Source organism: Methylomonas sp. MgM2 (assembly GCF_054172045.1).
Map to the genome: position 1 here is coordinate 16,775 of NZ_JBSYXO010000037.1, position 24,917 is coordinate 41,691.

At 51.5% G+C, this 24,917-nt stretch carries 23 protein-coding genes; 14 read left to right on the plus strand and 9 right to left on the minus strand.

All coding sequences use genetic code 11. From position 1 onward, the window contains the following. Nucleotides 1–24: 24 nt before the first annotated feature. The 3 genes from ACW73I_RS19470 to ACW73I_RS19480 are packed head-to-tail and all read left to right on the plus strand — an operon-like array spanning nt 25 to nt 4,902. Nucleotides 25–2,034: a TonB-dependent receptor plug domain-containing protein gene (locus tag ACW73I_RS19470; protein WP_458031115.1), complete on the plus strand. Its 2,010-nt coding sequence runs from the start codon at nt 25–27 to the stop codon at nt 2,032–2,034. A 29-nt stretch (nt 2,035–2,063) separates the two neighbouring features. Continuing rightward, on the plus strand, nt 2,064–2,591 hold the full coding sequence (locus ACW73I_RS19475; protein WP_458031116.1) for a YfiR family protein: 528 nt from the start codon (nt 2,064–2,066) through the stop codon (nt 2,589–2,591). Between the two features lie 55 nt (nt 2,592–2,646). Further along, entirely contained in the window at nt 2,647–4,902 is a 2,256-nt protein-coding gene (locus tag ACW73I_RS19480) for an ATP-binding protein (RefSeq protein WP_458031117.1), read from the plus strand. A gap of 104 nt (nt 4,903–5,006) precedes the next feature. Here the strand turns inward: ACW73I_RS19480 and ACW73I_RS19485 are convergent, their stop codons facing one another. Both ACW73I_RS19485 and hslO read right to left on the minus strand, forming a co-directional pair. Continuing rightward, nucleotides 5,007–5,789 carry a hypothetical protein gene (locus tag ACW73I_RS19485; protein WP_458031118.1) on the minus strand — a complete coding sequence of 261 codons (783 nt, stop codon included), beginning with the start codon at nt 5,787–5,789 and terminating at the stop codon, nt 5,007–5,009. A gap of 7 nt (nt 5,790–5,796) precedes the next feature. Next, nucleotides 5,797–6,675 (minus strand): Hsp33 family molecular chaperone HslO, encoded by an 879-nt coding sequence (gene hslO, locus ACW73I_RS19490; RefSeq protein ID WP_458031119.1) that lies wholly within the window; start codon nt 6,673–6,675, stop codon nt 5,797–5,799. Nucleotides 6,676–6,751: 76 nt separating this feature from the next. On the opposite strand from hslO, the gene msrA reads away from it, so the two are divergent. Next, nucleotides 6,752–7,384, plus strand: a complete 633-nt coding sequence (gene msrA, locus ACW73I_RS19495) for a peptide-methionine (S)-S-oxide reductase MsrA (protein WP_458031120.1) — start codon at nt 6,752–6,754, stop codon at nt 7,382–7,384. Nucleotides 7,385–7,408: 24 nt separating this feature from the next. Here the strand turns inward: msrA and ACW73I_RS19500 are convergent, their stop codons facing one another. Genes ACW73I_RS19500 through ACW73I_RS19520 form a run of 5 tightly spaced genes read right to left on the minus strand, consistent with a single transcriptional unit; the run spans nt 7,409 to nt 13,831 of the window. After that, nucleotides 7,409–9,715 carry an ATP-binding protein gene (locus ACW73I_RS19500; RefSeq protein ID WP_458031121.1) on the minus strand — a complete coding sequence of 769 codons (2,307 nt, stop codon included), beginning with the start codon at nt 9,713–9,715 and terminating at the stop codon, nt 7,409–7,411. An 11-nt stretch (nt 9,716–9,726) separates the two neighbouring features. Continuing rightward, nucleotides 9,727–10,512 (minus strand): substrate-binding periplasmic protein, encoded by a 786-nt coding sequence (locus ACW73I_RS19505; RefSeq protein ID WP_458031122.1) that lies wholly within the window; start codon nt 10,510–10,512, stop codon nt 9,727–9,729. A 1-nt stretch (nt 10,513) separates the two neighbouring features. Next, nucleotides 10,514–11,344, minus strand: a complete 831-nt coding sequence (locus ACW73I_RS19510) for a substrate-binding periplasmic protein (protein ID WP_458031124.1) — start codon at nt 11,342–11,344, stop codon at nt 10,514–10,516. A 59-nt stretch (nt 11,345–11,403) separates the two neighbouring features. Continuing rightward, nucleotides 11,404–12,729 (minus strand): serine hydrolase domain-containing protein, encoded by a 1,326-nt coding sequence (locus ACW73I_RS19515; protein ID WP_458031125.1) that lies wholly within the window; start codon nt 12,727–12,729, stop codon nt 11,404–11,406. Between the two features lie 49 nt (nt 12,730–12,778). Continuing rightward, nucleotides 12,779–13,831: a response regulator gene (locus ACW73I_RS19520; RefSeq protein WP_458031127.1), complete on the minus strand. Its 1,053-nt coding sequence runs from the start codon at nt 13,829–13,831 to the stop codon at nt 12,779–12,781. 203 nt (nt 13,832–14,034) lie between these two features. Between ACW73I_RS19520 and atpD the strand changes: the two genes are divergently transcribed. From atpD to ACW73I_RS19565, 9 genes are read left to right on the plus strand one after another with little or no spacing between them, the layout of a single operon-like run. Further along, nucleotides 14,035–15,492, plus strand: a complete 1,458-nt coding sequence (gene atpD / locus ACW73I_RS19525; protein WP_458031128.1) for a F0F1 ATP synthase subunit beta — start codon at nt 14,035–14,037, stop codon at nt 15,490–15,492. 6 nt (nt 15,493–15,498) lie between these two features. Further along, nucleotides 15,499–15,888, plus strand: a complete 390-nt coding sequence (locus ACW73I_RS19530; RefSeq protein ID WP_458031129.1) for a F0F1 ATP synthase subunit epsilon — start codon at nt 15,499–15,501, stop codon at nt 15,886–15,888. Nucleotide 15,889: 1 nt separating this feature from the next. Further along, a complete protein-coding gene (locus ACW73I_RS19535; RefSeq protein ID WP_458031130.1) occupies nt 15,890–16,198 on the plus strand; it encodes an AtpZ/AtpI family protein in 309 nt (102 codons plus the stop codon). Further along, a complete protein-coding gene (locus ACW73I_RS19540; protein ID WP_458031131.1) occupies nt 16,188–16,481 on the plus strand; it encodes an N-ATPase subunit AtpR in 294 nt (97 codons plus the stop codon). Before ACW73I_RS19535 ends, ACW73I_RS19540 begins: the two co-directional genes overlap by 11 nt. Continuing rightward, nucleotides 16,478–17,176, plus strand: a complete 699-nt coding sequence (locus ACW73I_RS19545) for a F0F1 ATP synthase subunit A (protein ID WP_458031133.1) — start codon at nt 16,478–16,480, stop codon at nt 17,174–17,176. The genes ACW73I_RS19540 and ACW73I_RS19545 overlap by 4 nt, the downstream gene beginning before the upstream one ends. A 1-nt stretch (nt 17,177) precedes the next feature. Beyond that, complete coding sequence (locus tag ACW73I_RS19550) at nt 17,178–17,465, plus strand: F0F1 ATP synthase subunit C (protein WP_458031135.1); 288 nt, start codon at nt 17,178–17,180, stop codon at nt 17,463–17,465. 3 nt (nt 17,466–17,468) lie between these two features. Then, on the plus strand, nt 17,469–18,248 hold the full coding sequence (gene atpF / locus ACW73I_RS19555) for a F0F1 ATP synthase subunit B (RefSeq protein WP_458031137.1): 780 nt from the start codon (nt 17,469–17,471) through the stop codon (nt 18,246–18,248). Continuing rightward, the gene (locus tag ACW73I_RS19560) at nt 18,238–19,761 is read left to right on the plus strand and encodes an alternate F1F0 ATPase, F1 subunit alpha (protein WP_458031138.1); all 1,524 of its coding nucleotides are present in this window, start codon (nt 18,238–18,240) and stop codon (nt 19,759–19,761) included. The genes atpF and ACW73I_RS19560 overlap by 11 nt, the downstream gene beginning before the upstream one ends. After that, on the plus strand, nt 19,739–20,611 hold the full coding sequence (locus ACW73I_RS19565) for a F0F1 ATP synthase subunit gamma (RefSeq protein WP_458031139.1): 873 nt from the start codon (nt 19,739–19,741) through the stop codon (nt 20,609–20,611). Before ACW73I_RS19560 ends, ACW73I_RS19565 begins: the two co-directional genes overlap by 23 nt. A gap of 98 nt (nt 20,612–20,709) precedes the next feature. Here the strand turns inward: ACW73I_RS19565 and ACW73I_RS19570 are convergent, their stop codons facing one another. Then, nucleotides 20,710–20,874 (minus strand): hypothetical protein, encoded by a 165-nt coding sequence (locus tag ACW73I_RS19570; protein ID WP_458031140.1) that lies wholly within the window; start codon nt 20,872–20,874, stop codon nt 20,710–20,712. 613 nt (nt 20,875–21,487) lie between these two features. On the opposite strand from ACW73I_RS19570, the gene ACW73I_RS19575 reads away from it, so the two are divergent. After that, on the plus strand, nt 21,488–23,095 hold the full coding sequence (locus tag ACW73I_RS19575) for an inorganic phosphate transporter (protein WP_458031141.1): 1,608 nt from the start codon (nt 21,488–21,490) through the stop codon (nt 23,093–23,095). Nucleotides 23,096–23,410: 315 nt separating this feature from the next. On the opposite strand, the gene ACW73I_RS19580 is transcribed toward ACW73I_RS19575, so the two are convergent. Continuing rightward, on the minus strand, nt 23,411–24,917 hold a 1,507-nt coding region (locus tag ACW73I_RS19580), incomplete at its 5' end, for a glycogen/starch/alpha-glucan phosphorylase (protein ID WP_458031142.1).

The window sequence follows — 24,917 nt, forward strand, 5'->3', positions numbered from 1 at the left end:
CATATTCACGAATCAGCACCTTTAATGCCCCGTTTTCTCTTATTCTTTGCAACTTTTTTATATTTGCAACTGCATCTACCGCCAATTCATGCGGATGAAGCCTTGTCGGTTTCCAAAATCAAAGCGATGTCTTTGGAGGAAATTTTACAAGTAGAAGTTGTTTCCAAAAAGAAAGAGGATAAAAACACGGCTGCCGGCATCGTTAGCGTCGTTACCGCCGACGATATCAAGCGTTACGGCGGCAACACTTTGGCGGACATACTCAACAGAATGACCAGCATCTATATGCTTAGTACATATATCTGGTCCGACAGCACAGCCGCGGTCCGCGGCGATGCCTTGACTCATGTCAACAACCATACCTTGGTGTTGATCAACAGCAGACCTATCCGCGACAGCGCATACGGCGGCTTAAATGAAACCATGTTGCGCGACTTTCCGATTCATCAGATCGAACAAATCGAAGTCATCAGGGGGCCGGGATCGGTTATGTACGGCAGCAATGCATTCACCGGGGTCGTGAATATCGTCACCAAAAAACACAAGGACACTTCATTAACTTTGCGAGGACGTTATGGCAGCTATGACACCGGACAGGTCGAAAGCGAGTTTGCCTGGAAAAATGAAGAGGCAGCCATGACCGGAGCCGTACGTTTTCGCAAAAGCGACGGTTGGTTATCTTCGCAAATTGACGAAAACAGGGAATCCACCAGTTTTCGCAACAATGGCGAAGACATAAGTGCCAGCTTATGGGGTGAATGGCGGGATTTTACCTTCAATCTTTATGTGGTAAACAATCAACACAACCATTGGGGTTCGGTTCCGATAGGCTCCGGCCAGCCGATCGAAAACGAAAAATTCTTTTTCGATACGGGTTATAAACATCAATTCTCCAGCAACTGGCTTGCCAAGTTAAACCTGACTTACACTCAATTTTCCCAAAGCTACGATTTACCGGTAAACCGCATCCCTTACCTGACTTACTTATATGAAGACAATATCCTGCTCGAACAAACCAATTACTTAAATTTCTTCGAAGACAAGTTGAACATCACCTTAGGCGGTTTGGTAATTTGGCAAGACGGAGGCGTCAAACAAGCGGAAAATCACAATACGTTGGAGCCTTATTCCCAGTTAAGATCCAGCGTTTACGCTGAAGCCAGCTATCCCCTGTTAGACAATTTAAAACTGACGCTCGGCGGCCAGTATCACCGGTTTGACAACTTAAAACCGCCCTCTCCAGGCGTGTTAGACGACGGTAAACCAACCACGGGTTTAGTCGGCAGGGCGGGCTTGGTATATGAGATCACCACGGCTTGGGGCGCCAAGCTCCTATACAATCAAGCCTATCGCTCGCCTAGCGCGGGCGAATTGGGCGCGAACTCGTCTTTGGTCTTAGGCAACAGAAACATCCAACCGGAACAGGTCGAAACCGCCGACGCTCAGATTTTTTATCATACCAGAGATTATCAAGCATCCTTGACGGCATTCAGAAGCGAGGTGCGTAACTTAATTGTTAGAATGCCGGTTCCGGATACCGACCCCCCTCGTTTGAAATACGACAACTCCGGCGGCGCAACCTTCGAAGGCTTGGAATTTGAGACCGACCTTAAACTCGCCGACTGCCTGTCTTTTAAAGGTTCTTACACTTTTCAAACGAACAGCAAAGCGAACGGACAGAACAACGCCACCCTGATGCCCAACCATATGGCGAAATTCGGCTTAAGCTTCGACGCGACACCCGATTTGCAAATTAGCGCATTTGATACGTATTTTAGTGCGGCAAAGGTAGTCCCAACCTCCCTCGTCGTCAATCCGCCCGCCCTTAGCTATCACAACATCACCGTCAATACGAATTATAAACTGGACCATTTATTAGGTTTTTCCGGTACCGAACACCTTACTTTCACATTTTATATCGACAACCTGTTGAACGATAAATTTTATTATCCGGAATTTAACCGCAAGGTTATTAACACCATGCCCGCCTCAGCCGGCACCTCCTTATACGGTGAAATTGCCATCAATTTTTAATTTATTATCCAAATTACAAAATATAATAAATGGCAATTCTCCGGGCAACCATTCCATTAATTCTAGCGGCCATATTTGCGCGCCTTGCAATAAAAAATGCCGAGGCAGTCGAAAACAGCGAACTTATTCGCGCCTCAATCATAGAAAAAGTCGCGAGTTTCATTGAATGGCCCAGCCTAAATCAAGCGCATTTTACTATCTGTTCTTTCGACGACACGCCGTTACTATCCGCATTACAAATCTATTATGAGAATAGTTTTTTCAATAATAAACCAATAAAACTAGTCACATTCCACAATTATGCAGCCCTTTCGGATTGCCAAATCATTTACCTGAGTGCGGATGAAAGCTCTAAATTGGACGATATTATTAAACAGACAGAAAAGCGGCCGATCTTAATCATTACGGAAAAAAAAGACGCCGTCAGTCATGGCGCGCATATCGGTTTTTTTGCCGAGGAAAATCGCCTGCATTTGGAAATCAACCGAACGGCCTTATCTGCAAGCCACTTGAGCGCAAGTTATCATTTATTGGGAGTAGCTCGCATTGTTGAATAAAATAACACAGTGGCTATTATTTCAGCCATTAAAACGAAAAATAATATGGGTAATCATGACAGTCGTCAGCATGACGGTCATTTCCGTATCCGGTTTTTTATATTGGCACAATGAGCAACTCTATCGCGAAAACCTGATTCGGAATAATTTGGTTTTGGTTAAACTAGTCGGCGAATATACTACGCTGCCGCTCGTATTCAATGATAAAAAAGGCGCCGAAGAACAACTCAGCAAACTATTACAAGATCCCCGCGTTGCCTATGTTCGGCTAGAAAATGCTAATGGCGAGATTATGACGGATTACGACCCGCATAACCTGGCCATTAACGAACCATTAATCGATCCGGTACGGGAAGAGTACCGCTGGATCGACAACCGCCTTTACTTTGTTATTCAAATTCATCGCAATAATCAACAGCTAGGCATATTAAAAGGGGCATTTCGTCTTGATGAGTATTATCGTATTCAGCGTTCCGAATTTGCATTTATTATCGGCGCGGTATTAATTGCAATATCATTTAGTTTATTATTGTCATTGTTATTAAGGCAATTTGTAATGTCATCGATCCGGCAACTGGAAATCCACGCTCGGCGAATTGCGCAACAGCCGGGGATAGATGAATTGTTTACCTATCCCAAACGGCGGAACGATGAAATCAGCCAGTTATATGAGGCCTTCAACTTACTCATGCAGCAGGTTCGAAGCAGGGAAGCGGAAATTCTTCAACTAAATTCCAACCTTGAAACCAAAGTCAAACAACGTACCGACGACTTGAGCGCCGCACTGAAAATAAAAAGCGCGTTTCTGGCCAATATGAGCCATGAAATCCGCACGCCCATGAATGCAATCCTGGGTATGTTGCATCTGGTATTACAAACCGAACTCTTGCCTAAACAGCAAAACTATATCGCCAAGGCCAACGAAGCGGCCAAGTGGCTGCTAGGGATCATAAACGATATTCTGGACTACTCTAAGCTGGAATCCGGAAAGATTAGCTTGGAACTCGCCAATTTCCGGCTCGAATCCGTGAAACAGTATCTGGAAGACGTCGCGACGCCGTTGCTAAAGGACAAGCCTGTAATTCTGCGATTCCGGGTCGATCCGGACATTCCAGTTTTAGTAGGCGATCCGCTCCGTTTAGGTCAAATATTGCTCAACCTGATCAGCAATGCCATCAAGTTCACTGAATCAGGCAGCATAATCGTGCGTGTTAAATTAGAGAGCATCACTACGGAACACGCGAAATTGGAATTCAGCGTAAGCGATACCGGTATAGGCATCAGCGAAGAACAGCAGCAACACTTGTTCGAACCTTTTACACAGGCCGATAATTCAACTACACGTCAATATGGCGGCACGGGCTTAGGCTTGACTATCTGTAGGGAATTGGTGGAAACGATGGGCGGCCGCATCAGCTTGGAAAGCCGCGTGGGCCTTGGTAGCCGTTTTTCGTTTATCATCGAATTCGGCCTCGCCGACACAAGCATACCGACCCGGGAATTGTTAATTCAATCGTCTCCGAATCGCTGGGCGGCGCTTGCAGGTGTTTCGCTTTTGGTGGTTGAAGACAATATCGTCAACCAGGAACTGGTTCTGGAAACCTTAGGCAAATATGGCCTAAAAGTCGACCTTGCCTGCAACGGCGCCGAAGCCGTTGAAATGGTCGAAAAAAATAACTACGCTGCGATACTGATGGATTGTCTGATGCCAGTGATGGATGGGTTCATCGCCACGCAAACGATTAGAGCCAAACCTTGCTTTGCGAATTTGCCTATCATCGCCATGACCGCCAATGTGATGACCGAACAACGTGACCGATGCATCGCCAGCGGCATGAACGATCATATCGGCAAACCGATTCACTGGGAGGAACTATTAGATAAATTAGATCGATGGATCAACCCAAACTCGACGGCAACGCCACCGCTATTAGACTCAGAAGCACAAACTCACGTGACTCAATTTCCTATGCTGCCCGGAGTTGATGCCGAAATGGCGCAGCAGTGCGTCGCGGGGAATATCGACTTGTACTGGAAATTATTGCGCACAATCCGAAATAAACATACGGACGACATGGCAACGATAAAGTCGCTCTATCAGTCGGGTAACAAGCTATCCGCCGCTGAGCAAATACATGCACTGAGCGGTGCCCTGAGCACCATCGGCGCGATGAAGCTATCGTCGATATTGAAAGAGCTACAGTATCGATTGACTAACGATCCGGACCACAAACAAATAAGCGATTTGATGCGGGAAGCGGAAAATAGCTTTAACGAGCTCATGACCGAAATCGACCGGATATGTCGCTAGGTCGATATAATTAGCATTATTTATCCGACGGCTTATGTTAGATACCAACGAGTCTCCCCAGATCGCCCAAGCTGTTTTGCGAGCGAACCGGCGGACGAATACCGTTAGATTTGATCGACCAATGCGACTTTGCTGTCGTCCTCTTCCTGATAGTTTCGATAATTAATCGAAAGCTTCAGTCCGGCGAACCGTCCCGCCATCTTTATTAACTCATTGGTTGTTTTATCGAATGTTAACTTGACCTCGCTCAGAGTTCTGTCTTCGTATCCTTCTTCAACATCCTTGGCATCCAGGCGAAACTGATACTTATAAATCTCCTCTTTGTCCTGATCCTCGATTTCGAGCGGCTCGCCCAAATTTGCCAGGACCGCCGATTTTTTCGGGAGATCGGCGGCGACTTTGTCCCTAAATTCCGCTTTGGCCCGCAATTGCTTTTTTCCTTCGTTGATCTCGGCACCGCCCAAAGAGCGAAAAGAAGCCTCCAAAAACTCGGGCGGCGCAATTTGTAAGAACAACTTGGAGAACGACCATTGAATGACTTTATCTTCTTGATTGAAAATGAGCTCGCAGTAAAAACTGATTTCAGGATTAACCACCTTATTATCTTTGTCTAATTTGTGAAACCAGTAGAGCCAGCGTTTACCGACAGCCGTGTTTTCTTCGCTACTGGCATGCAACTTGGCTAATGCCACGAAATCTTCGCTAAATAACTTTGGATCTTTGAAATGAACCGTAAACTTATCGTCGGATGTTACGGCAAAATAACGGTCAAACTCTTCCATTTGCAGGTAAGTCTGATAGGCATGAAACCATTCCAAGCAGCCGGTTTGAGTGCTCAGTAAGATAGCGATAACAATCAGATGAGATAAACGTTTGAATCTTTTCATGACAGCCTCAGTGCCGCGTTGGCGGATCATCATCATTAATTCCGGAATTGACCAGTAGATTTTCCACATCAATTTTGTCGAAGTGATAATGCGCCCCGCAGAATTGACAGTCGACATCGATTTGACCGTGTTCCTGCAGTATGCCCTCCAGCTCGGGCCGCCCTAAGGACAATAAGGTATCACCGATTTTTTGACGTGAGCAGCTACATTTGAATTCAACCTGTTCCGGCTCAAACAGCCGGACTTTTTCCTCATGAAATAAGCGATGCAGCAATTCTTCACAATCCAGCGCGAACATTTCTTCGGCGGTGACTGTGTTTGCCAACATTTCTATCCGCCGCCAATCTTCTTTATCGTGTTTTTCTCCCGGCAATTCTTGAATAAACAGGCCGGCGGCATACGTTTCGTCGGCAAATAGCCATAAGCGGGTATTCAACTGTTCGGATTGGTCGAAATAGGTCTTCAATACGGCCGCCACATTATCTTCGGCAATTCCGACTATGCCTTGGTAAGGCTCGCCTTTATCCGATTCCAAGGTCAAAACCAGGCGGCCGCCCTCGCCCATCATTTGACGCAGAGTCGTTGCAGTGACCTTCGGCTCGCTTCTGGTCAACACGCGAATCTTGCGTTCACTGGTCGCTTGCGCGACCAACGCTTTTACCTCGCCATTGCCTTGAAGCTGCATAATCAGCGCGCCTTTGTATTTGAGCGTCGCCGACAGCAATACCGTAGCCGCCAGCGCTTGACCCAAGTGCGATTCGACCGCATCAGTGACCAAGGTCTGATACTGCTTGGCCTGCCGCCAACTGTGCCGTAACCGCACCCATTCGCCGCGCACGCCATGATCCTCGAATAAAAAGCGTCTAAAACAGTCTTGTTGTGTCATATTCTTATGGAAAATTTAAAGCAAGGGAGCGATTATAATCCGCTACCCTTTTTCATTCGACTTCGGGCCAATTGTTATGCATTTTTTAACGAAAAAAACCATTATGCCGACTGCCGAGCAGGCCCTGCCGGGTCGCCGACAAGCCATGCAAACCGCATCTCGACATGTGGTTACCGGCAATCCCATCGTGCCGCCATTTCCCGAACACCTTCGGCGAGCGCAGTTCGGTCTGGGCTGTTTCTGGGGCGCGGAGCGCAAATTTTGGCAACAGTCCGGCGTATTCAGCACCGCAGTCGGTTATGCGGGCGGCTTTACCCCGAATCCCAGCTACCAAGAGCTTTGCACCGGCATGACCGGCCATAACGAGGTGGTGTTGGTCTTATACGATCCCGCCGCTATATCCTATCAAGCTTTGTTACAGTTATTCTGGGAATCGCACGACCCCACTCAAGGCATGCGCCAAGGAAACGATATCGGCACACAATACCGTTCCAGCATAGACGTATTCGACGAAGCTCAGTTGGCAGCCGCCGAACAGAGTTTGCAGCATTATCAAGCCAAATTGACCAAAGCCGGATTAGGCAAAATTACCACCGAAATCCGGCAAGGACCGATATTCTATTATGCCGAAGACGAGCACCAGCAATATCTGGCGAAAAACCCGGCGGGATATTGCGGCTTAGGCGGTCTGGGTATTGAATTTGTTTAAGACCGGCGACGAAGTAACGCCGAATCAATTCGTTTTCGGTTGACCGCTAGGGATCAGATCGATAATTTTTGCAAAATTGAATTGATTCACCAGCTCTTTCAGACTCGCTGCCAGCAGTGCATCTTCCGGCTGAATCTGTTTCGCGATATCCAGACAGCGTTCGACATCGAGTTCTATCGCGGCATCGCGTAAATTATCCAGCCACTCACGCGACGCGCCCTTGAGCCTTTCCGCTAATTCGCTCCGGTTCATTCCGTTACCGTTAGCATGCGGAGCCGATCCCTCCTCGTAGACATAACGCACCCCCAAATGTCGGGCCATGCACTCGAAAATTTCCTCGTCGCGATAGGGTTTGTAGACGATCGCGCAGACGCCGGCATCCAACAAGGCCTTGCGCTGATCCTGGTTGGTCGATGCCGTCACGGCGGCAATCTTCAGTCCCTCCGCTTCCGGCATGGCCAAAATCGTTTTTGTGGCGGTAATGCCGTCTATTATCGGCATGCGGCTGTCCATCCAGATGAAATCCGGCCGGTTTCGTTTAAACCCTTCTATCGCTTCGAAACCGTTGCTCGCCTCGAATACGCTAAATCCGACTGCGCCCAATAAGCGTTTGAGCAATAACCGGCTATCGGGCTGATCTTCCGCAATCAATATGCGATAGCTCGGCTGACCCGGCTCTAAACCGATCACATTCAAAACATTCGGTTCGGGACCGATTTCAAGTTCTGACTCGTCGACTCGCGCAGCCGGCAAGAAAACCCGAAATAAGGAGCCCTTGCCCGGCTCGCTGTCGACCGTGATATGCCCCCCCATTAATTCGACATATTGCTTGGTGATCACCAAGCCTAAGCCGGTACCGTGCTGCTCGGCTATCTTGCCGACTTGAACAAATGCGTCGAAAATACGCGACAAATCCTCGTTGGCGATGCCGACCCCCGTGTCTTCGACTTCGCAGATCAACACCAAAGGATCGTCCGCCGACTTGGATTGCGTGTGTAAACGCAGGATCACCTGGCCTTTCAGCGTATATTTGATCGCGTTACCCAATAGATTGATCAAAATGTGTTTAAACTTAACGGCGTCCGCATTAATCACCCGCGGAAAAGACGAACCCTGGTCGATATAAAGATCCAAACCTTTAGAAGCCGCTCGCTCGCGCATCATGTCGATAACATCGCGTATCGTAGCGCCCAAGTCGAACGGTGCATTTTCGACCACCATGCGCCCCGATTCGATTTTCGCCATATCCAATACTTGATTAATCAATGACAGCAAGTGATTGCCGCTACGGTTGATGATATCGAGCACTTCTCGCTGCTCTTCGGTCAAAGTTTTATCGCTTTGCATCAACCTGGAAAAACCCAGCACGGCGTTCATCGGCGTGCGCAGTTCATGGGTCATGTTGGCCAGAAAAATGCTCTTGGCGCTATTGGCCGCTTCCGCACTATTCTTGGCTTTCTCCAGAACGATCCCCATTTCCTGCAAGCGGCAATTGCTGCGTTCCAAGTCGGCGGTACGTGTTTTGATGCGCTGTTCCAGGGTTTCGTTTAATTCCCTAAGCGCTGCTTGCGCTTTGCTGCGTTCCACCAATTCCAATTCCAATCTTCTATTCGCGGCCTGTAAAGCTTCGTTCGCGCGATCCCGTTCGGTTTCCCGCAGCCGCAAATTCTGCAGCATCTTGGCTATGCCGCGCGATAATATGCCAAGTTCATCGCCTCTGCCTTCGTCGAATTCGACATCGTAATGCCCGCGCGCGATGGCCTTAACCACATCCAATAGCTCGAACAACGGCTTGATGACCAGTCGATTCAAACTTACTTCCAAAATCAGGACAATCAATACAATGAGCGTCAATGTGCGGATGCCGGCGGCAATCGCTTCCCTGTGCAGCTCACGACTCAAGTTCCGTTTGCTCAAATAGAGCGTGACATCGCCGATTTTGACCTGTTCGTGCGTAACCTCTCGGCCGCGCTTGACGAATTCGCCGTCGATAAGCAGCCCCTTGCCGTCGATCACTTGCCCATGCACATTTCTGATTTCGGATAGGGATAATTGCTCTTCACCGAAAACCTGTATCGCGTAAGCATTTTCATCCAGCATTTCAATCCGAATCATATTGCGTATCCAACTCTGATCCATTTCCCAAAGAGGAATCTCCAGATTGTCGCTCAAGCGCAGAATTTTCCTATCGGCCTGAACCTCCAATTCGGCGGTCAAGCGCCGTTTAGTTTGCCAATAATTCCAGTATTCATAGGGAGCGAATGCCAAAACGACAATGGCGAGCAGCGACGCAGTCAATTTTGTCTTGATGCTTGCCGAACGTAATTTCATTGCTAAGCCGGCTAATAGGCGTACAAGCGCTGAAAGCGCTGCAACTGCGCAAACCAATCGGGCGGCAGCCGGGCGTCGGGATAATATTGCTGAACGATACGCTGATAAGTACCGTCCTCGATAATCGCGCTCAAACCGTGACGAAATTGCTCGGCGATGGTATTCGCATCGGGATACTCCGCATCCAGCATGATTGCAATCGGAGAAGTGGAATTCGGCAAAGGAATGCGCCCGAAATTCGCGGCTTTATCGGGAAACTCTCGGGCTATCATCTGTTGTCCGACCAAGTCAATTTCGAACACTAAATCCAGACGACCCATCTTAAGCTTTTTGAATAGCGATGCCTGGTTGTAACTGAATTCGAAATTCAAACCCATATTTTCGAATAGCTGCCAATTAATCAGAGTGCCTTTTAATACGCCGAGTCTGTATCGCTTCAGGTCATCGAAACTGGAAACGCTGGGCGTCTCGGCGAGATTGGGCCGATAATAAAATATCGACACCTCGGAAATCGCTATCGGAATAACGGCGGCAAACTCCTGCTCGGCCATGTAAAAATCCGGGTTACCAAGATCGTTGTTATTTTTGTCCTCTATCATGCGCGACAGCGGAACGAAATTGATCCGCGTTTTCAAGCCTGCCGCCGCCGAAACGGCTTGCACCAACTCGCTACCCAATCCGCCGCCCGGCATAACAGGGCACCAGTAAGGCGGACTTTCGTTGGCATCCAGCACGACGACATCTGCGGCGCAAACCGACAGCGAAATGCACAGCAACAAGCAGCTTAGGCAACGCATGCTAGCGAATAGGCAAGGTATAGCGCCCCATACCGTCGTCCCTGAACTGTTTTTCCAATACGTCTTGATATTGGCCGCTGGCAACGATGGCGGCCAAGCCGTTCTTGAATCGATTGGCAATCGCCTCGCCTTGCGGATGTTTTTTGTTAAAAATCACGAATATCGTCAGCTCCCCCGCCGCGGGCTCCATGCGAACGAATTGGGATTGATCCTTGCTGAAGTTTCGCGTTAAAAACCAATCGACCGCCGGCGCGGCCTCGCTAATGAAATCGATCGCTCCGTTTTTTAACTGCTCTAATAAGGTTAACAGCTTACCACTTTGGATTCGAATACCGGCTTGCCTATAAGCATCGACGTCTTCTTCGGGATATGCGCCGTAAACCATGTTAGCGAACGCCTGCAAATTGCCGCTCCAAGACAAGCCTTGCGGGTGCTTGCCCCGATTAAAAAAATAATGGGTTTTCAAGCGCAGCAAGGGCAGGAAAATCAACTGCTCCTTTTCTTGAGCGCTGAAATTCAAGTGACCGCCGATCACCGCCAAGGCTTGCTCCTGAAACAAATAATATTTCAGCATCCGAGCTAAAGGTTGCGAAATAATCGGCGCGTCGATTTTTTCCGTTTCTAAGGCCGCGTTAGCCAATTCCAGCGCCACGCCGCCGTTTGCTAAGTCATTGGTGACGAACGGCGGAAAATCCAGCGCGTAGATGGTATTGGCATTGGAGCTAAACAGGTCCGGTTTGATACGCGGCCCCGTTGCCAAAGCCTCTAAGGAACACCACAGGAGTATCAGTATCGATGCCGATAGTCTAATTAACAATCTTTGTATCGTCATAGGCACAGCCCGTCGGAAAGTAGGGTTAAAAAAAGCCGATATCCGTGGATTCGGAGGTATTAATCGTCAATGGCGGAAGCGGACAAAACCAGCAACTTGTCCCATAAATTGAAATGCAGGCTGAACGGCGAAGTCTGCGGCATAAAAATAGTAATTTTCTGTTCTTGGGGATCCACACTAAAGCGGGTCGAATATATTCCCGCCCACTCAAACACGCCGACATCGCCGGCATCGACATCGTGAGAGCGATCTTGTTGAATCGCAAAGCCTAAACCGAATTTCCAGCCGTGATCATGCAAAAACGTCGCGTCGAATCGGCCGATATGATTGGTGGCGGTCATCAATTCGACGGTCTTACGGCTCAAAAGCCGCACGCCGTCCAGCTCGCCGTTGTTCAACAACATTTGCGCAAACCGGAAATAATCGTACACCGTGGACAGCACATTGGCTCCGCCCGCCAAATATTGGCCGGACAAGGCATAGGCGTCGGACGGACACAGGGCCAAATCGCGGTCTATCATGGGCTCGGTCACCTTCGTCAACGAGCCATTCCAATCGCTTTTCCATACCGCCGCCAATCGGCCCAGTTTCTGCTCCGGGATGTAAAAATAACTGTCGCGCATTTTCAACGGCTCGAAGATATTCCGCTGCACGAATCGATCGAAACGCGTACCGGACACGACTTCCACCAAATAACCCAATACATCGCTGGCCAGGCTGTAATCCCAAACTTCGCCGGGATGTCTATATAGCGGAAGGCGCGCCAAACGCTTGACCATATCGCCTATGGTCTCATTGGGGCGGCAGAAACCGTCGGTGACGCCGGCTTCCTTATAAAAATCCAGCACCAGTTGCCGCTCGCGGTCATGGAAATAATTATTCGGGAACAGATACAACAAACCCGAGGTATGCGCGAGTAGATCGCGAATGGTGATCTCGCGCTTGGCCGGCACCAAGCGATATTCGTTGGCGGAACCGGCAGGCGTCAATTCCAGCACCTTGGGATTTTTGAATTCGGGTATATATTTCGAGACCGGATCGGACAGCAACAGCTTGCCTTGCTCGTACAACTGCATCACGGCAACGCTGGTCAACGGCTTGGTCATCGACACGATACGGAATATCGTATCCTTGCGCATCGGCTTATCGACGTCGGCAAGGCCCGCCTCCCGGAAATAAGCTATCTTGCCCTTGCGCGCGACGAGTACGACCGCACCGGCAATTTTTTTCTCCCGAACATGCTGATCGATCAATTGATCGATGCGTTTTAGACGTTGCGAGGACATTCCGACCGACTCGGGCTTGACGATAGCCGGCGATTGATCGGCAAATATCCCGTTTTGCATCAGGCACAGCGGCACCGCGAGCCAAAGCCGTTTAATCATGCTGATCCCTTCATGTCGCCGCGGGGAAATCCGGCCTGAGGTTAGCAGACTAGCCCCGACCAATGGCATCATAACGTTGATGTTGTTCGACCAATCTGTCCAGGTTTTCGAAAAATAAATCGATTAAGTACGGATCAAAGTGCCGGCCGCGCTCTTCTTTAAACAGCCGCAATACGCGATCCAATTCCCATGCCGGCTTATAGCAGCGCTCATAACTCAACGCATCGAAAACATCGGCTATTGCGGTAACCCGACCGGCAATATGGATTTCTTCGCCCTTCAGTCCCTGCGGATAACCGCTGCCGTCCCATTTCTCATGATGCTGATGGGCGATAATCGCCGCCATGTTCAACAATGGCCGCTGTGAAACCGATAACATCTTATAGCCTAGCTCGCTATGAGTTTTCATGATTTCCCATTCTTCGTCGGTGAGCTTGCCCGGCTTGTTCAGAATGTGATCCGGAATCGCGACTTTGCCGAGATCGTGCATCGGCGACGCATGTTTAATCAACTCCGCGTCATCGCAACCCGCCAATTCCGCCAATAGAAATGAAAACTCGGCCACTCGGACCACGTGTCTGCCGGTTTCATGCGAGCGCGTCTCGCAGACTTCGCCCAATGTCAAAATCAATTCTCTCTGGGTATCGATGATTTCCTGGTTGAGCGCTTGAATCTCCGCAATCCCCTGTCGGATTTTTAATTCCATGTGGTCTTGCAGCGCCTTCAATTGCAGATGCGTGGACACGCGAGCCTTGACTTCTTCGATCTGAAAGGGTTTATTGATGTAATCGAGACCGCCGACTTCGAAAGCGTGCAACTTGTCGCCGACATCGGACAGGGCGCTAATGAACAGCACCGGAATCGGCTGAGTCGCGGGATTGGCTTTCAAGCGGGCGCAAACCTTGTATCCGTCCATTTCAGGCATCTTGATATCCAGCAGGATCAGGTCGGGCGCTTTCTTGGCGATGGCATCCAATGCAATCCGTCCGCTAGCAGCGGGCCGTACTTTGTAGCCCGCTTCCTTTAACATGCCCGCGAGAAGTTGCAGATTGGCGATCGTGTCGTCGACGATCAGAATGTCGATATCGTGATTGGCTGGCATGGACCTTGTTAAATCGGTTTCTTGCAAGGATTGTGGGCTACGTTAGTCGAATCCTTGCGCTGATCAGGACCAACTGAACATGCCATGTTTTTTGCGGATTAAAATGTGTTAGTCGATGCTAGAGTATAGTTTCAAATGAAAAATACTTGGTTTATTTCGGTGCATTCGGCGATATTTTAGTCGCAAGGTTAAAGGAGGTAGGCATGCCCCGCATTATCGATAACGATGCTTCGCTTCCGAGGAGCGCTGAACGGAATGCGCCGCCGGAGACATGGTCGACCGATGCCGGAGCCAAGGGTCGCATTATTTCGATACGCGGCAGCGTCGTCGATATACGCTTTCCGGATACTTTACCGGCAATCAACCATGCGCTGAAGGCCGGCGAGCAAGGCCGGGTGATCATCGAAGTCGTCGCCCATCAAACCGTGGATACCGTGCGAGGTATCGCCTTGACGCCCACTCAGGGTTTATCGCGAGGCAATCCGGTCGTAAACACCGGCCGTCCGCTACAAGTACCGGTAGGGCGGCGGCTGCTGGGACGGATGCTGAATGTGTTCGGCACTCCGATCGATAAGAAAGAATCACTGGCCGGGGGCGAATGGCGTTCCATCCATCAACCCCCTCTACCTCTGGCCCGGCGTTCGGCCAAACAAGAAATGTTCGAGACCGGCATCAAGGCCATCGACTTGTTGGCACCGCTGGAACGCGGCGGCAAGGCGGGCATGTTCGGCGGCGCCGGTGTCGGCAAAACCGTTGTGATCGACGAACTGATACATAACATGGCCAGCCGCTACCAAGGCGTCAGTTTGTTTTGCGGCATCGGCGAACGCTGCCGCGAAGCGGAGGAAATCTACCGGGAAATGCGGGAAGCCGGCGTATTGGAACGCGCCGTTTTGATCTTCGGACAAATGAACGAGGCGCCGGGCGCCCGCTTCCGGGTTGGTCACGCCGCGCTAACCATCGCCGAATACTTCCGCGACGTCGAAAAACAGGATGTTTTGCTGCTGATCGATAACATCTTCCGTTTCATACAGGCCGGCACCGAAGTATCCGGCCTGATGGGAAGAATTCCGTCGCGAGTCGGCTACCAGCCGACCCTGGCCACCGAACTGGCCGAATTACAGGAGCGCATCAGCAGCTCGGCTACCGGCGCGATCACGTCGGTGCAAGCCGTCTACGTACCGGCCGACGACTTCACCGATCCGTCGGCGAGCCATACCTTCTCCCATCTATCGGCATCGGTCCTACTGTCGCGCAAGCGTGCCGCCCAAGGTTTTTATCCGGCCATTGATCCATTGACCTCCAACTCCAAGATGTTGAATCCGGCCATCGTCGGCGACCGCCATTACCATATCGCTCAGGCCGTGCGCCGCACCCTGGCGGAATACGAAGAACTGAAGGACATCATCGCGATGCTGGGCCTGGAAGAGCTTTCGGAAAACGACAGGCGCACGGTCAACCGCGCTCGCCGCCTTGAACGGTTTCTGACCCAGCCTTTCTTCGCCACCGAACAATTCACCGGCCAAACCGGGCGCTGGGTTAGCTTGGAACAGACTCTAACTGGTTGCGACAGCATACTGGCCGATGATTTTGCCGATGCGCCGGAAAACAGCTTGTATATGATAGGCTGCATAGACGAAGCCAAATTGGAACCTAGCTGAACCCGCATGCGCCTGAAAGTTCTTTTGCCGACCGAAATACTGCTGGATACGGCAGTCAGCAAAGTTGTCGCCGAGGCGGAAAACGGCTCCTTCTGCCTGGAACCCCGGCATATCGATTTCGTCTCGGCCTTGGTTCCCGGTTTGTTAAGCTATGTTACATTAGAAGGCCGCGAACTCTTTGTCGGTATCGACGAAGGCATTTTGGTCAAGTGCGGCCGCGAGGTCAGAGTATCGACAAGAGAGGCCGTACTTGGCGAAAACCCCAAAGTTCTGCATTCGACCATACTACGGCGCATCAGCGAATTGGACGAACACGAACGCAACGCTCGCAGCGTGCTGGCGCGTTTGGAAGCCGGCGTCGCGAAACAATTTTCGGGTCTGCAAAAAAGGGGATGATATGGCGAAACGAAAACATCGCCCAAAACCGTTGGCCAGCCAAATAGGCATTAAAGCCGATCGCAAGCAGCGCGCCCGCAGCCATCCCAAGCGCGGTTTATGGTTCGGCCTGGGCATGTTCGGTCTGGTCGGCTGGTCGGTCACCGTCCCGACCCTGCTGGGGATTGCCGTCGGCGTTTGGATGGACAAACAGTGGCCCGGGCGCATTTCCTGGACTTTAACCTTATTATTCTTAGGCGTGGTATTGGGTTGTCGCAATGCCTGGTACTGGATTGAGCGGGAACAACAACATAACGATCATGACAAATAACGCCTACCTAATCGCCGAATTGCTAGGCGCGGCCTGCGCCGGGTTTGCTCTAGGCTGGATTTATTACGGCGGCCTATGGTTAACCGTACGCAGGGTCGCGCATTGGCGGCAGCCGGCCTTAGGCATGTTGGCCAGCATCGCGATACGGCTGACGCTAGTCGCGACCGGGCTTTTTATCCTAGCCGACGGCCATTGGCAGCGCTATCTGGCGGCACTGCCGGGATTGCTGTTGGCGCGCTGGTGGTGGACACGCCGCATACAAGTTAACGGACTACGGCGATGAATCTAAGTCCCGATAATACCGTTTTGATAAGACTGAACGATTTCCAGGTCAATGCCACGCTGGCTTTTACTTGGCTAATCATGCTGATTTTGGTTGCCGGCTCCTATTTGATCACGCGGCGCCTAAAAGACGATGTGGAAATGAGCCGCTGGCAGAACCTATTGGAAATTCTAGTCAGCGGTTTGAACGAGCAAATCCGGCAAGCCAGCCACCAGGAACCCGGCCCCTATCTGCCCTTCGTCGGCACCTTGTTTTTATTCATCGTCGTATCCAATCTACTGGCCATCGTGCCCGGTTACACCCCGCCCACCGCCTCGTTGTCCACCACCACCGCGCTGGCATTGGCGGTTATGGTGGCAGTACCGGTTTTCGGCATAAGCCACCGCGGCATATTGAACTATTTATCGGACTATATAAAACCCAGTATTTTCATGCTGCCGTTCAATATCCTCGGCGAATTTTCCCGTACCTTGGCGATGGCCGTACGTTTGTACGGCAACATCATGAGCGGAACGGTCATCGGCACGATATTGCTCGGCATCACCCCGCTATTCTTTCCAATCGTGTTGCAGTTTTTGGGCTTGATCACCGGCGTCGTACAGGCATATATATTCGCTGTCTTGGCTATGGTCTATATCGCCTCCTCCCAAGCCGCACACGATAAAAAAGAACCCACCGATTCACTAGGAGACTAACATGAACGAAATCACCGCCGACGTCATCATCGGCGCCATATCCATTTTCACGGCCGGAATGACCATGGCGATAGGCAGCGTTGCGCCGGCACTCGGTGAAGCCCGAGCCCTTTCCGAAGCATTGAGCGCCATCGCCCAGCAACCGGACGAATCTCCTACCCTGACCCGCACGCTATTCGTCGGCTTGGCGATGGTCGAATCGACGGCGATTTATTGCTTGGTCCTAAGTATGATCCTAATCTTCGCGAACCCGTTCTGGGAATACTTCATCGGTAAAGCCGGAGGCTAAGCCGTGCAGATCGATTGGATAACGGTTGGCGCGCAATGGATCAACTTTCTGATTCTGATGTGGCTTTTGCGCCGTTTTTTATATCAACCCATCATTCGGGCCATGGACAAGCGCCAGCAGGCTATCAGCAATAGAACCCTGGAAGCACGGCAAAAAGCCGAACAAGCCGACCAGCTCGCGCTGGAATATAAGCGCAAGCTGAGCGAGCTGGAAACCCGGCAAGCCGAGTTAATCGGCTCGGCCCGTGACCAAGCGGCACTCGAAAAAGAAAACCTAATTCGACAAGCGCGTGCCGAAGTTCAAGCGCTGGCATCAAGTTGGCGCGCGGAAGTCGAACGGGAAAAAATCGAGTTTCAAAACCGATTAAGCCGCGATTTAGGCCACCTGATCGTCGCCACCGCCCGCAAAGCAGTGCAAGACTTCAGCGGTCTGGAATGGGAACGAGCCGTATTTAACCGATTTTTAGCGCAATTACGCCAACTCCCGGAAGCCGATAAACAACGGCTGCGGTCGTCCGTGGATGAGCGCTTGGTGCTGGCCAGCAGCTTTGACCTCGATCTAAGTATGCAAAACCAACTATGCGAAGCATTGGGCTACGCGCCGGAACAGAACCAGGCGATCGAATTCGAAACGCTGCCGGGCAATCAAGCCGGCCTGCGCCTGAGTAGTTCCGCCTACAGCACCGAATGGACTATAGACCATTATTTCAGCAATCTGGATACGGAATTGGAAACCGTACTGACTAAAACGCCCGAGCCCGAGGCCGCCCGCGATGTTGAATGAGGCCCTGACAACCACCGCCGGCGCGTTGGAATACCTGCTGGCCCGTCATAAGCCCGAGTTAGCCCTGATTGAAACAGGCACGGTCAGTCATGTGGGTCACGGCGTTGCCTTAATCGAAGGTTTACCCGGCGTGCAATCCTTGGAATTGGTGGAGTTCTCTGACGGACTGTTCGGAATGGCGTTCAACCTGGACCCGGACCATGTCGGCGTGGTCTTGCTGGGCAGCGGCGTAAACATCGCCGGCGGTCATAAAGTACGCAGAACCGGCCGGGTCGCCGACGTGCCGGTCGGCCCGGAAATGTTGGGGCGGGTCGTTAACGCATTAGGCCGGCCGCTGGACGAATTAGGTCCTTTGAAGACCGGCGAACGGCGCCCGATCGAACGGGAAGCGCCGGCGATTTTGGAGCGGGCACCGGTCGATCAACCCATGCAAACCGGTATAAAAGTCATCGATGCCGCAATTCCGGTTGGCCGGGGCCAACGGCAATTGATCGTTGGCGACCGTCAAACCGGTAAGACCGCAATTACCTTGGCCGCCATAGTCAACCAGCGCGGCAAGGATGTGGTATGCATTTATTGCGCGATAGGCCAACGCGGCGACACGGTGGCGCGGGTGATCGAAACCTTGAATAGGCAACAGGCCATGGCCCAGACCGTCGTCGTCGTAGCAGCGGCCGAAGATCCTCCCGGTCTGCAATACATTACACCCTACGCAGCGACCAGCATTGCCGAATACTTCATGGAACAAGGCCGCGACGTGCTGATCGTTTACGACGATTTAACCCGCCACGCCCTGGCTTACCGCGAATTATCGCTGCTTTTGCGCAGACCGCCCGGGCGCGAGGCCTATCCGGGCGACATTTTTTACATTCATTCCCGCCTGCTGGAACGCTCCACTCGCCTGGCCCGAGGCGGATCGTTGACGGCGCTGCCGGTCATCGAAATCGAAGCCGAAAACCTGGCCGCCTATATCGCCACCAATCTGATTTCGATTACCGACGGTCAAATCTATCTGTCGCCTGAATTGTTTCATAAAGGCATGCTGCCGGCGGTCGATGTCGGAAAATCCGTATCGCGGGTAGGCGGTAAAGCGCAATTACCGGCCTATCGCTTGGTCGCGGGCGCCTTAAAACTGTATTACGCTCAATTCGAAGAATTGGAAATGTTCGCCCGCTTCGGCACCCGATTGGACGACAGAACTCGGGCAACATTGGAGCGAGGCAAACGCGTGCGTGAAATCTTGAAACAACGCGAACAAGACGCCTTGACGCCCAGCGAACAAATCGCCGTCTTGCTGGCCGTAACCGAAGGACTGCTGGATCAGCTGGCGCTGGACAAAATGGTTTGGGCCGAAACGGTCATACGGGAGCTGGTCACTACCAAATTAGCCGAACTCAGCCGGCAAATCCAGCAAGGCCGGACTTTGACCGACGAAGATAAATCAACGATACTAAACGGCGTACGGGAAGCGCTCGATTGCGGAGCAAGCCATGGAAACCGAACAAGCGCTTAGGCGGCACATCAAAACCGTCGCCGACCTGCACGCCATCGTCCGCACGATGAAAGCCTTGTCCGCGGTCAGCGCGCGCCAATACGAAACCGTCGTAAAATCCTTGGAAGAATATGCGCAAACCATCGATCTGGGCTTGCAAGTCGCATTGCGCCATCAGCCTTTCAGGCCGCGGCTGCGCAATGATGCCTTACAAAAAACGGCGGTCATTATCTTCGGCTCCGATATCGGTTTATGCGGGCGCTTCAATGAAGATCTGCTGGAATCCGCCATGAGCCGGATGGATGGATTGGGAATGGCTCCGGCAAACCGGAGCATACTTGCCGTCGGTTCGCGCATCGACTCCCGACTGAAGGAACTCGGCCAGCCGGTAGAAGCAACCTTTATCGCGCCCGGTTCCGCCGCCGGCATCAACGTCACCGTCAGGCAAATCCTCAGTAAAATAGACGATTGGCAAGATCGATCGATAGAACGCATTTGGCTGTTTTACAGCCGGTCCTGCAGCCCTACCGATCTGAAGCTGCTCCCTATCGATTATCAACTGCTCGACCGCTTAACCGAAAAACCTTGGCCTACACGTATGCTTCCCACCTATACGTTAAATATCGAAAACCTATTGGCGGCTTTGATTCGGCAATATTTGTTCATCACCTTATTCCGCGCCTGCGCCGAATCATTGGCTTCCGAGCATCTGATGCGCCTGAAAACGACCCAGGCCGCCGAAAAAAACATAGACGAACGCCGCGCCGAACTCATCGCGGAATTCCAAACCCGGCGCCAGGACGCGATCGATGCGGAGTTGCTTGATATCGGTGCCGGCTTCGAAGCGGTTGGCGGCCATGATCCGTTTTAGGCAATAGACTTGCCGCGTCGATCGACTCAATTCGGTCGGAATCGGCGGCCATTCGCCGCACACGCGGGATTCAGAATCGCGGCCGATTCGAATATAAGCTACGCTTGATCCTGTTTTGCCAGCGTCGCCTCAATCACTTGTTCGCGCAAAGCTTCGTCGCGCTCGAGAACCTCGACCAATGTATCGACCACTAAACGCAGTTTCAAACCGTTAAATCTTGAGAAGTCCTTAAGTTTTTGATACGTCTCAATATCTAATGCCACTTTTTTCCTTTCAACCTTATTGTCTTCCGACCCCATACTTTTACCTTTTAGCAAATAAAATCAGGACTAGCTAATATCGGCAATCTAACATAATTTGGTTTTTTTAGTCACCGCGTCCCAAAACATTTCTATCGCGAAAATGGGCATGCCGGAATATTTTTTTCGCCATGCCGCGAAATTGTAATCCAATCGGTATAGGGCGTACGGTCCATTCTAATTTTCGAGCGTGGGACGTTTTGAGCGCATCGAGCCAACCATCGTTCTTAGGGTGGCCTGCTTGCCTAAGGATATCGTCCAAAATAACTTCCCGATATGGCGATAGTCACCGGGGACGTACCCTGAGGATGTCGGCGGCAAGGACGCTGCCGTCAAGCCCCCATGGAAGGGTTCACGGCGTTCCTGATTCGGTATGCCCCAGGGTTCGCACCGGCAAAACGGGAAGTTGTTTTTGGCCAACTCCTATGACACATCGGATCTTTCAGCCCGATAACAAAGGACGATCCGACGGTACCGGACCGTTTAGGCGCATTCTGACACGGCATACATTCATCTTATTGTCATGCGGAATTGTTAGTTTTAGGCCGATTCCGTCCTTACTTTCTGGAGCCCCGCCATGACAACCAATGCACCCGCGCATTCGCTAGTCCCCTCATATTTTCCGGCCAATATCTCAGGCCTCAGTATCGCTTTCGCGGCCATGTTAATCGGCATGACAGGCTATTTCGTTTACTGGGGGCTCGATTACACCAATCATAATCATGCCTTAGTGTTCATATTAGCCACGCTGTTCGGCGTGTTTATGGCGTTCAATATCGGCGGTAACGACGTAGCCAACTCCTTCGGCACTAGCGTCGGCGCCGGCACCTTGAATATCCGTCAAGCCTTGGCGGTCGCCGCAGTGTTTGAAGTTAGCGGTGCGGTCATCGCCGGCGGCGAGGTCACTAAAACCATACGCGAAGGTATTGTCGATCTCTCCACCCTAACCGTTCAGCCCATGCAGTTTGTTTTTATCATGATGTCCGCGCTGCTATCGGCGGCCTTGTGGCTGATGTATGCCAGCAAGCGCGGCTGGCCCGTGTCCACCACTCATTCCATCGTCGGCGGCATCGTGGGTAGCTCCATCACGCTGGGCATTATCATCAGCGGAACCGACAGCGCATTGGCATTGGTTAAGTGGGAAAAGATCGGCACCATCGCCTTCTCCTGGGTATTGTCGCCAATATTGGGGGGTGTAGTATCTTATGTATTGTTCGGCCAGATAAAACAGCACATTCTCCAATACAACGAACTGGCGGAAGCGCAATTAAAGGAAATCAAAAAGGAGAAGAAAGCCCATAAGGCGGCTCACATGCGTGCATTTGAAGCACTGACGGAAATTCAACAAATTTCTTATACCGGTGCGATGGCACGCGACGCCCAAACCGTTAACGAGCCTGACTATTCGCATGACGATCTGGAGTCCGACTACTATAAAGGCATATACGAAATCGAGAAAAAGCGCGACACCATACATGCTTACCGCGCGTTGGAAAATTGGGTGCCTGCCATTGCCGCATTCGGCGCCGCCATTATTTCCTCCATGTTACTGTTCAAAGGCCTCAAACACATGAACTTGGGCCTGACCACGCTGCATAACTATCTGATTATGGCAATGATAGCGGCGTCTGTTTGGATGGCGACTTTTATCTTTGCCAAGACTTTGAAGGGCAAATCCCTGAATAAATCCACTTTTTTGATGTTCAGTTGGATGCAGGTTTTTACCGCTTCCGGGTTCGCTTTCAGCCACGGTTCCAACGATATCGCCAACGCGATCGGCCCCTTCGCGGCGATCATGGACGTTTTGCGTACCGGCCAAGTCGGCTCCCAGGCAGCCGTGCCGACCGTCGCAATGGTCACTTTTGGCGTGGCGCTGATTGTCGGTCTCTGGTTTATCGGCAAAGAAGTCATTCAAACCGTGGGCCACAACCTGACCAGGATGCATCCGGCTTCGGGATTCTCGGCCGAATTGGCCGCAGCGACCGTGGTGATGCTGGCTTCCACTCTGGGGCTACCGGTTTCAAGCACCCATATCCTTATCGGCGCGGTGCTGGGCATCGGCCTGGTTAATCATCAAACCAATTGGAGCTTGATGAAGCCCATCGGCCTGGCCTGGATCATCACGCTGCCTGCAGCCGGTATTCTAAGTGCCCTGGCCTTCATCACACTGAAATCCGTGTTCTAAGGCATTACGGAATCATATGGAGCGTTGCATGGGAGTGTCTGCTTCCGCGATAGGGCGAAGAAGGAACGGAAGAGTCGCGCGCCATTCCCATGCCATCCCCGTGCGGCCTAGTCCGCTAAGACCTTTCCCCAATCTATTTAGGTCAAGCTGTCGGTTAAAAAAGACAACAGCTGCAAGAACGCGGCTGCGCTTGGAAGCCAGCCCAGCCCAAGCTTGGTTTTTGAAATCGGCGCTACCCAATAAGCGTTGTTGCCGAGGCTATCCCGGCACCGCCGCAGAAACACACGCATTCTCACCCGATTGTTCGGCTTCTGGTTAATCGTGCAAATGCCAGATGCGTTCGGCGTATTCCCGAATAGCGCGGTCCGAGGAGAATTTACCCATGCGCGCGACGTTTAGTATCGACATGCGGGTCCAGTGCGCCGGATCTCGATAGGCGCGGTCGACTTCTTGTTGGCAATCGACATACGCCCGGTAATCCGCCATCAGTAAATATTCGTCGTGATATAGCAGATGGTCGGTGAGTGGCCGGAACAATTCTCTGTCGCCATGCGAAAACAATCCGGAACTAATTAAATCGATAGCCGCTTTCAGCTCCGAGTCGCCGTGATAATAATCGAGCGGATTATAACCATCCGATTTCTTTTGCGATACTTGCTCGGTATTCAGGCCGAACAGGAAAAAATTTTCGGCGCCGACTTCCTCGCGTATCTCGATGTTAGCGCCATCCAACGTGCCTATGGTCAATGCGCCATTCAGGGACAGCTTCATGTTGCCGGTTCCGGACGCCTCTTTACCCGCCGTCGAAATTTGCTCCGACAAGTCGGCGGCCGGATAGATATTTTGCGCGTGCTTGACGTTGTAATCGGGCAAAAACACTACTTTGATCAGGTCGCGCACGTCGGGGTCGCGATTAACGACTTCCCCCACCGCGGTAATCAGCTTAATGATCAGCTTGGCCATGAAATAACCCGGCGCTGCCTTGCCGCCGAAGATAAAGGTTCGCGGCGTAAAGATTAAATTGGGATCGGATTTCAGGCGGTTGTATAAGGTGATGATGTTTAGCACGTTCAGATGTTGGCGCTTGTATTCGTGTATGCGCTTGACTTGGATGTCGAACATCGAATCGGGATCGACCGTAATGCCAGTCGTTTGCAAAATAATCTTGGCCAAGCGGATTTTATTTTCGACTTTTGCCTTTTTCCAATCCTGTTGAAAGCCGGCATCGCCGGCATGCGCCTCCAGGGCTTTCAAACGATGCAAGTCGGATATCCAGCCCTCGCCTATCCTTTCGTCGATCAAGCGGGTCAGCCCCGGATTGCTCAAGGCCACGAAGCGGCGAGGCGAAACGCCGTTGGTGACGTTATGGAACTTGTCGGGCGTCATGTCATGATAATCCGAGAACAACTGCTGCTTGACCAGTTCCGAATGCAGTTCAGCCACGCCATTGACCGCATGGCTGCCGACCACCGCCAGGTTCGCCATGCGAACCTGCTTGCCGTCATTCTCACCGATAATGGACATACGGGCTAATTTTGCGTCGTCGCCGGGGTACTTGAGGCGGACTTCGTCCAAAAAGCGTTGATTGATCTCGTAGATGATTTCGAGATGGCGCGGCAACACGGATGCGAATAACGGCAGAGACCATTTTTCCAGCGCTTCGGGCAACAAGGTGTGATTCGTGTACGAAAACGATTTTTGGGTAATGCTCCAGGCCTGCTCCCAAGGCATGTCATATTTATCGACCAACTGCCGCATCAGCTCGGCGATGCCGATCGCGGGATGAGTGTCGTTGAGCTGTATGCAATACATTTCGTGAAAT

Bases quoted from the DNA above. Each gene is read 5' to 3' on its own strand.
- ACW73I_RS19510 (WP_458031124.1), bottom strand. From the start codon at position 11,344: ATGACGATACAAAGATTGTTAATTAGACTATCGGCATCGATACTGATA.
- ACW73I_RS19520 (WP_458031127.1), bottom strand. From the start codon at position 13,831: ATGCCAGCCAATCACGATATCGACATTCTGATCGTCGACGACACGATC.
- ACW73I_RS19485 (WP_458031118.1), bottom strand. From the start codon at position 5,789: ATGAAAAGATTCAAACGTTTATCTCATCTGATTGTTATCGCTATCTTA.
- hslO (WP_458031119.1), bottom strand. From the start codon at position 6,675: ATGACACAACAAGACTGTTTTAGACGCTTTTTATTCGAGGATCATGGC.
- ACW73I_RS19565 (WP_458031139.1), top strand. From the start codon at position 19,739: ATGGAAACCGAACAAGCGCTTAGGCGGCACATCAAAACCGTCGCCGAC.
- atpD (WP_458031128.1), top strand. From the start codon at position 14,035: ATGCCCCGCATTATCGATAACGATGCTTCGCTTCCGAGGAGCGCTGAA.
- ACW73I_RS19500 (WP_458031121.1), bottom strand. From the start codon at position 9,715: ATGAAATTACGTTCGGCAAGCATCAAGACAAAATTGACTGCGTCGCTG.
- ACW73I_RS19550 (WP_458031135.1), top strand. From the start codon at position 17,178: ATGAACGAAATCACCGCCGACGTCATCATCGGCGCCATATCCATTTTC.
- ACW73I_RS19530 (WP_458031129.1), top strand. From the start codon at position 15,499: ATGCGCCTGAAAGTTCTTTTGCCGACCGAAATACTGCTGGATACGGCA.
- ACW73I_RS19545 (WP_458031133.1), top strand. From the start codon at position 16,478: ATGAATCTAAGTCCCGATAATACCGTTTTGATAAGACTGAACGATTTC.
- ACW73I_RS19505 (WP_458031122.1), bottom strand. From the start codon at position 10,512: ATGCGTTGCCTAAGCTGCTTGTTGCTGTGCATTTCGCTGTCGGTTTGC.
- ACW73I_RS19515 (WP_458031125.1), bottom strand. From the start codon at position 12,729: ATGATTAAACGGCTTTGGCTCGCGGTGCCGCTGTGCCTGATGCAAAAC.
- ACW73I_RS19475 (WP_458031116.1), top strand. From the start codon at position 2,064: ATGGCAATTCTCCGGGCAACCATTCCATTAATTCTAGCGGCCATATTT.
- ACW73I_RS19560 (WP_458031138.1), top strand. From the start codon at position 18,238: ATGTTGAATGAGGCCCTGACAACCACCGCCGGCGCGTTGGAATACCTG.
- msrA (WP_458031120.1), top strand. From the start codon at position 6,752: ATGCATTTTTTAACGAAAAAAACCATTATGCCGACTGCCGAGCAGGCC.
- ACW73I_RS19470 (WP_458031115.1), top strand. From the start codon at position 25: ATGCCCCGTTTTCTCTTATTCTTTGCAACTTTTTTATATTTGCAACTG.
- ACW73I_RS19480 (WP_458031117.1), top strand. From the start codon at position 2,647: ATGACAGTCGTCAGCATGACGGTCATTTCCGTATCCGGTTTTTTATAT.
- ACW73I_RS19535 (WP_458031130.1), top strand. From the start codon at position 15,890: ATGGCGAAACGAAAACATCGCCCAAAACCGTTGGCCAGCCAAATAGGC.
- ACW73I_RS19575 (WP_458031141.1), top strand. From the start codon at position 21,488: ATGACAACCAATGCACCCGCGCATTCGCTAGTCCCCTCATATTTTCCG.
- ACW73I_RS19540 (WP_458031131.1), top strand. From the start codon at position 16,188: ATGACAAATAACGCCTACCTAATCGCCGAATTGCTAGGCGCGGCCTGC.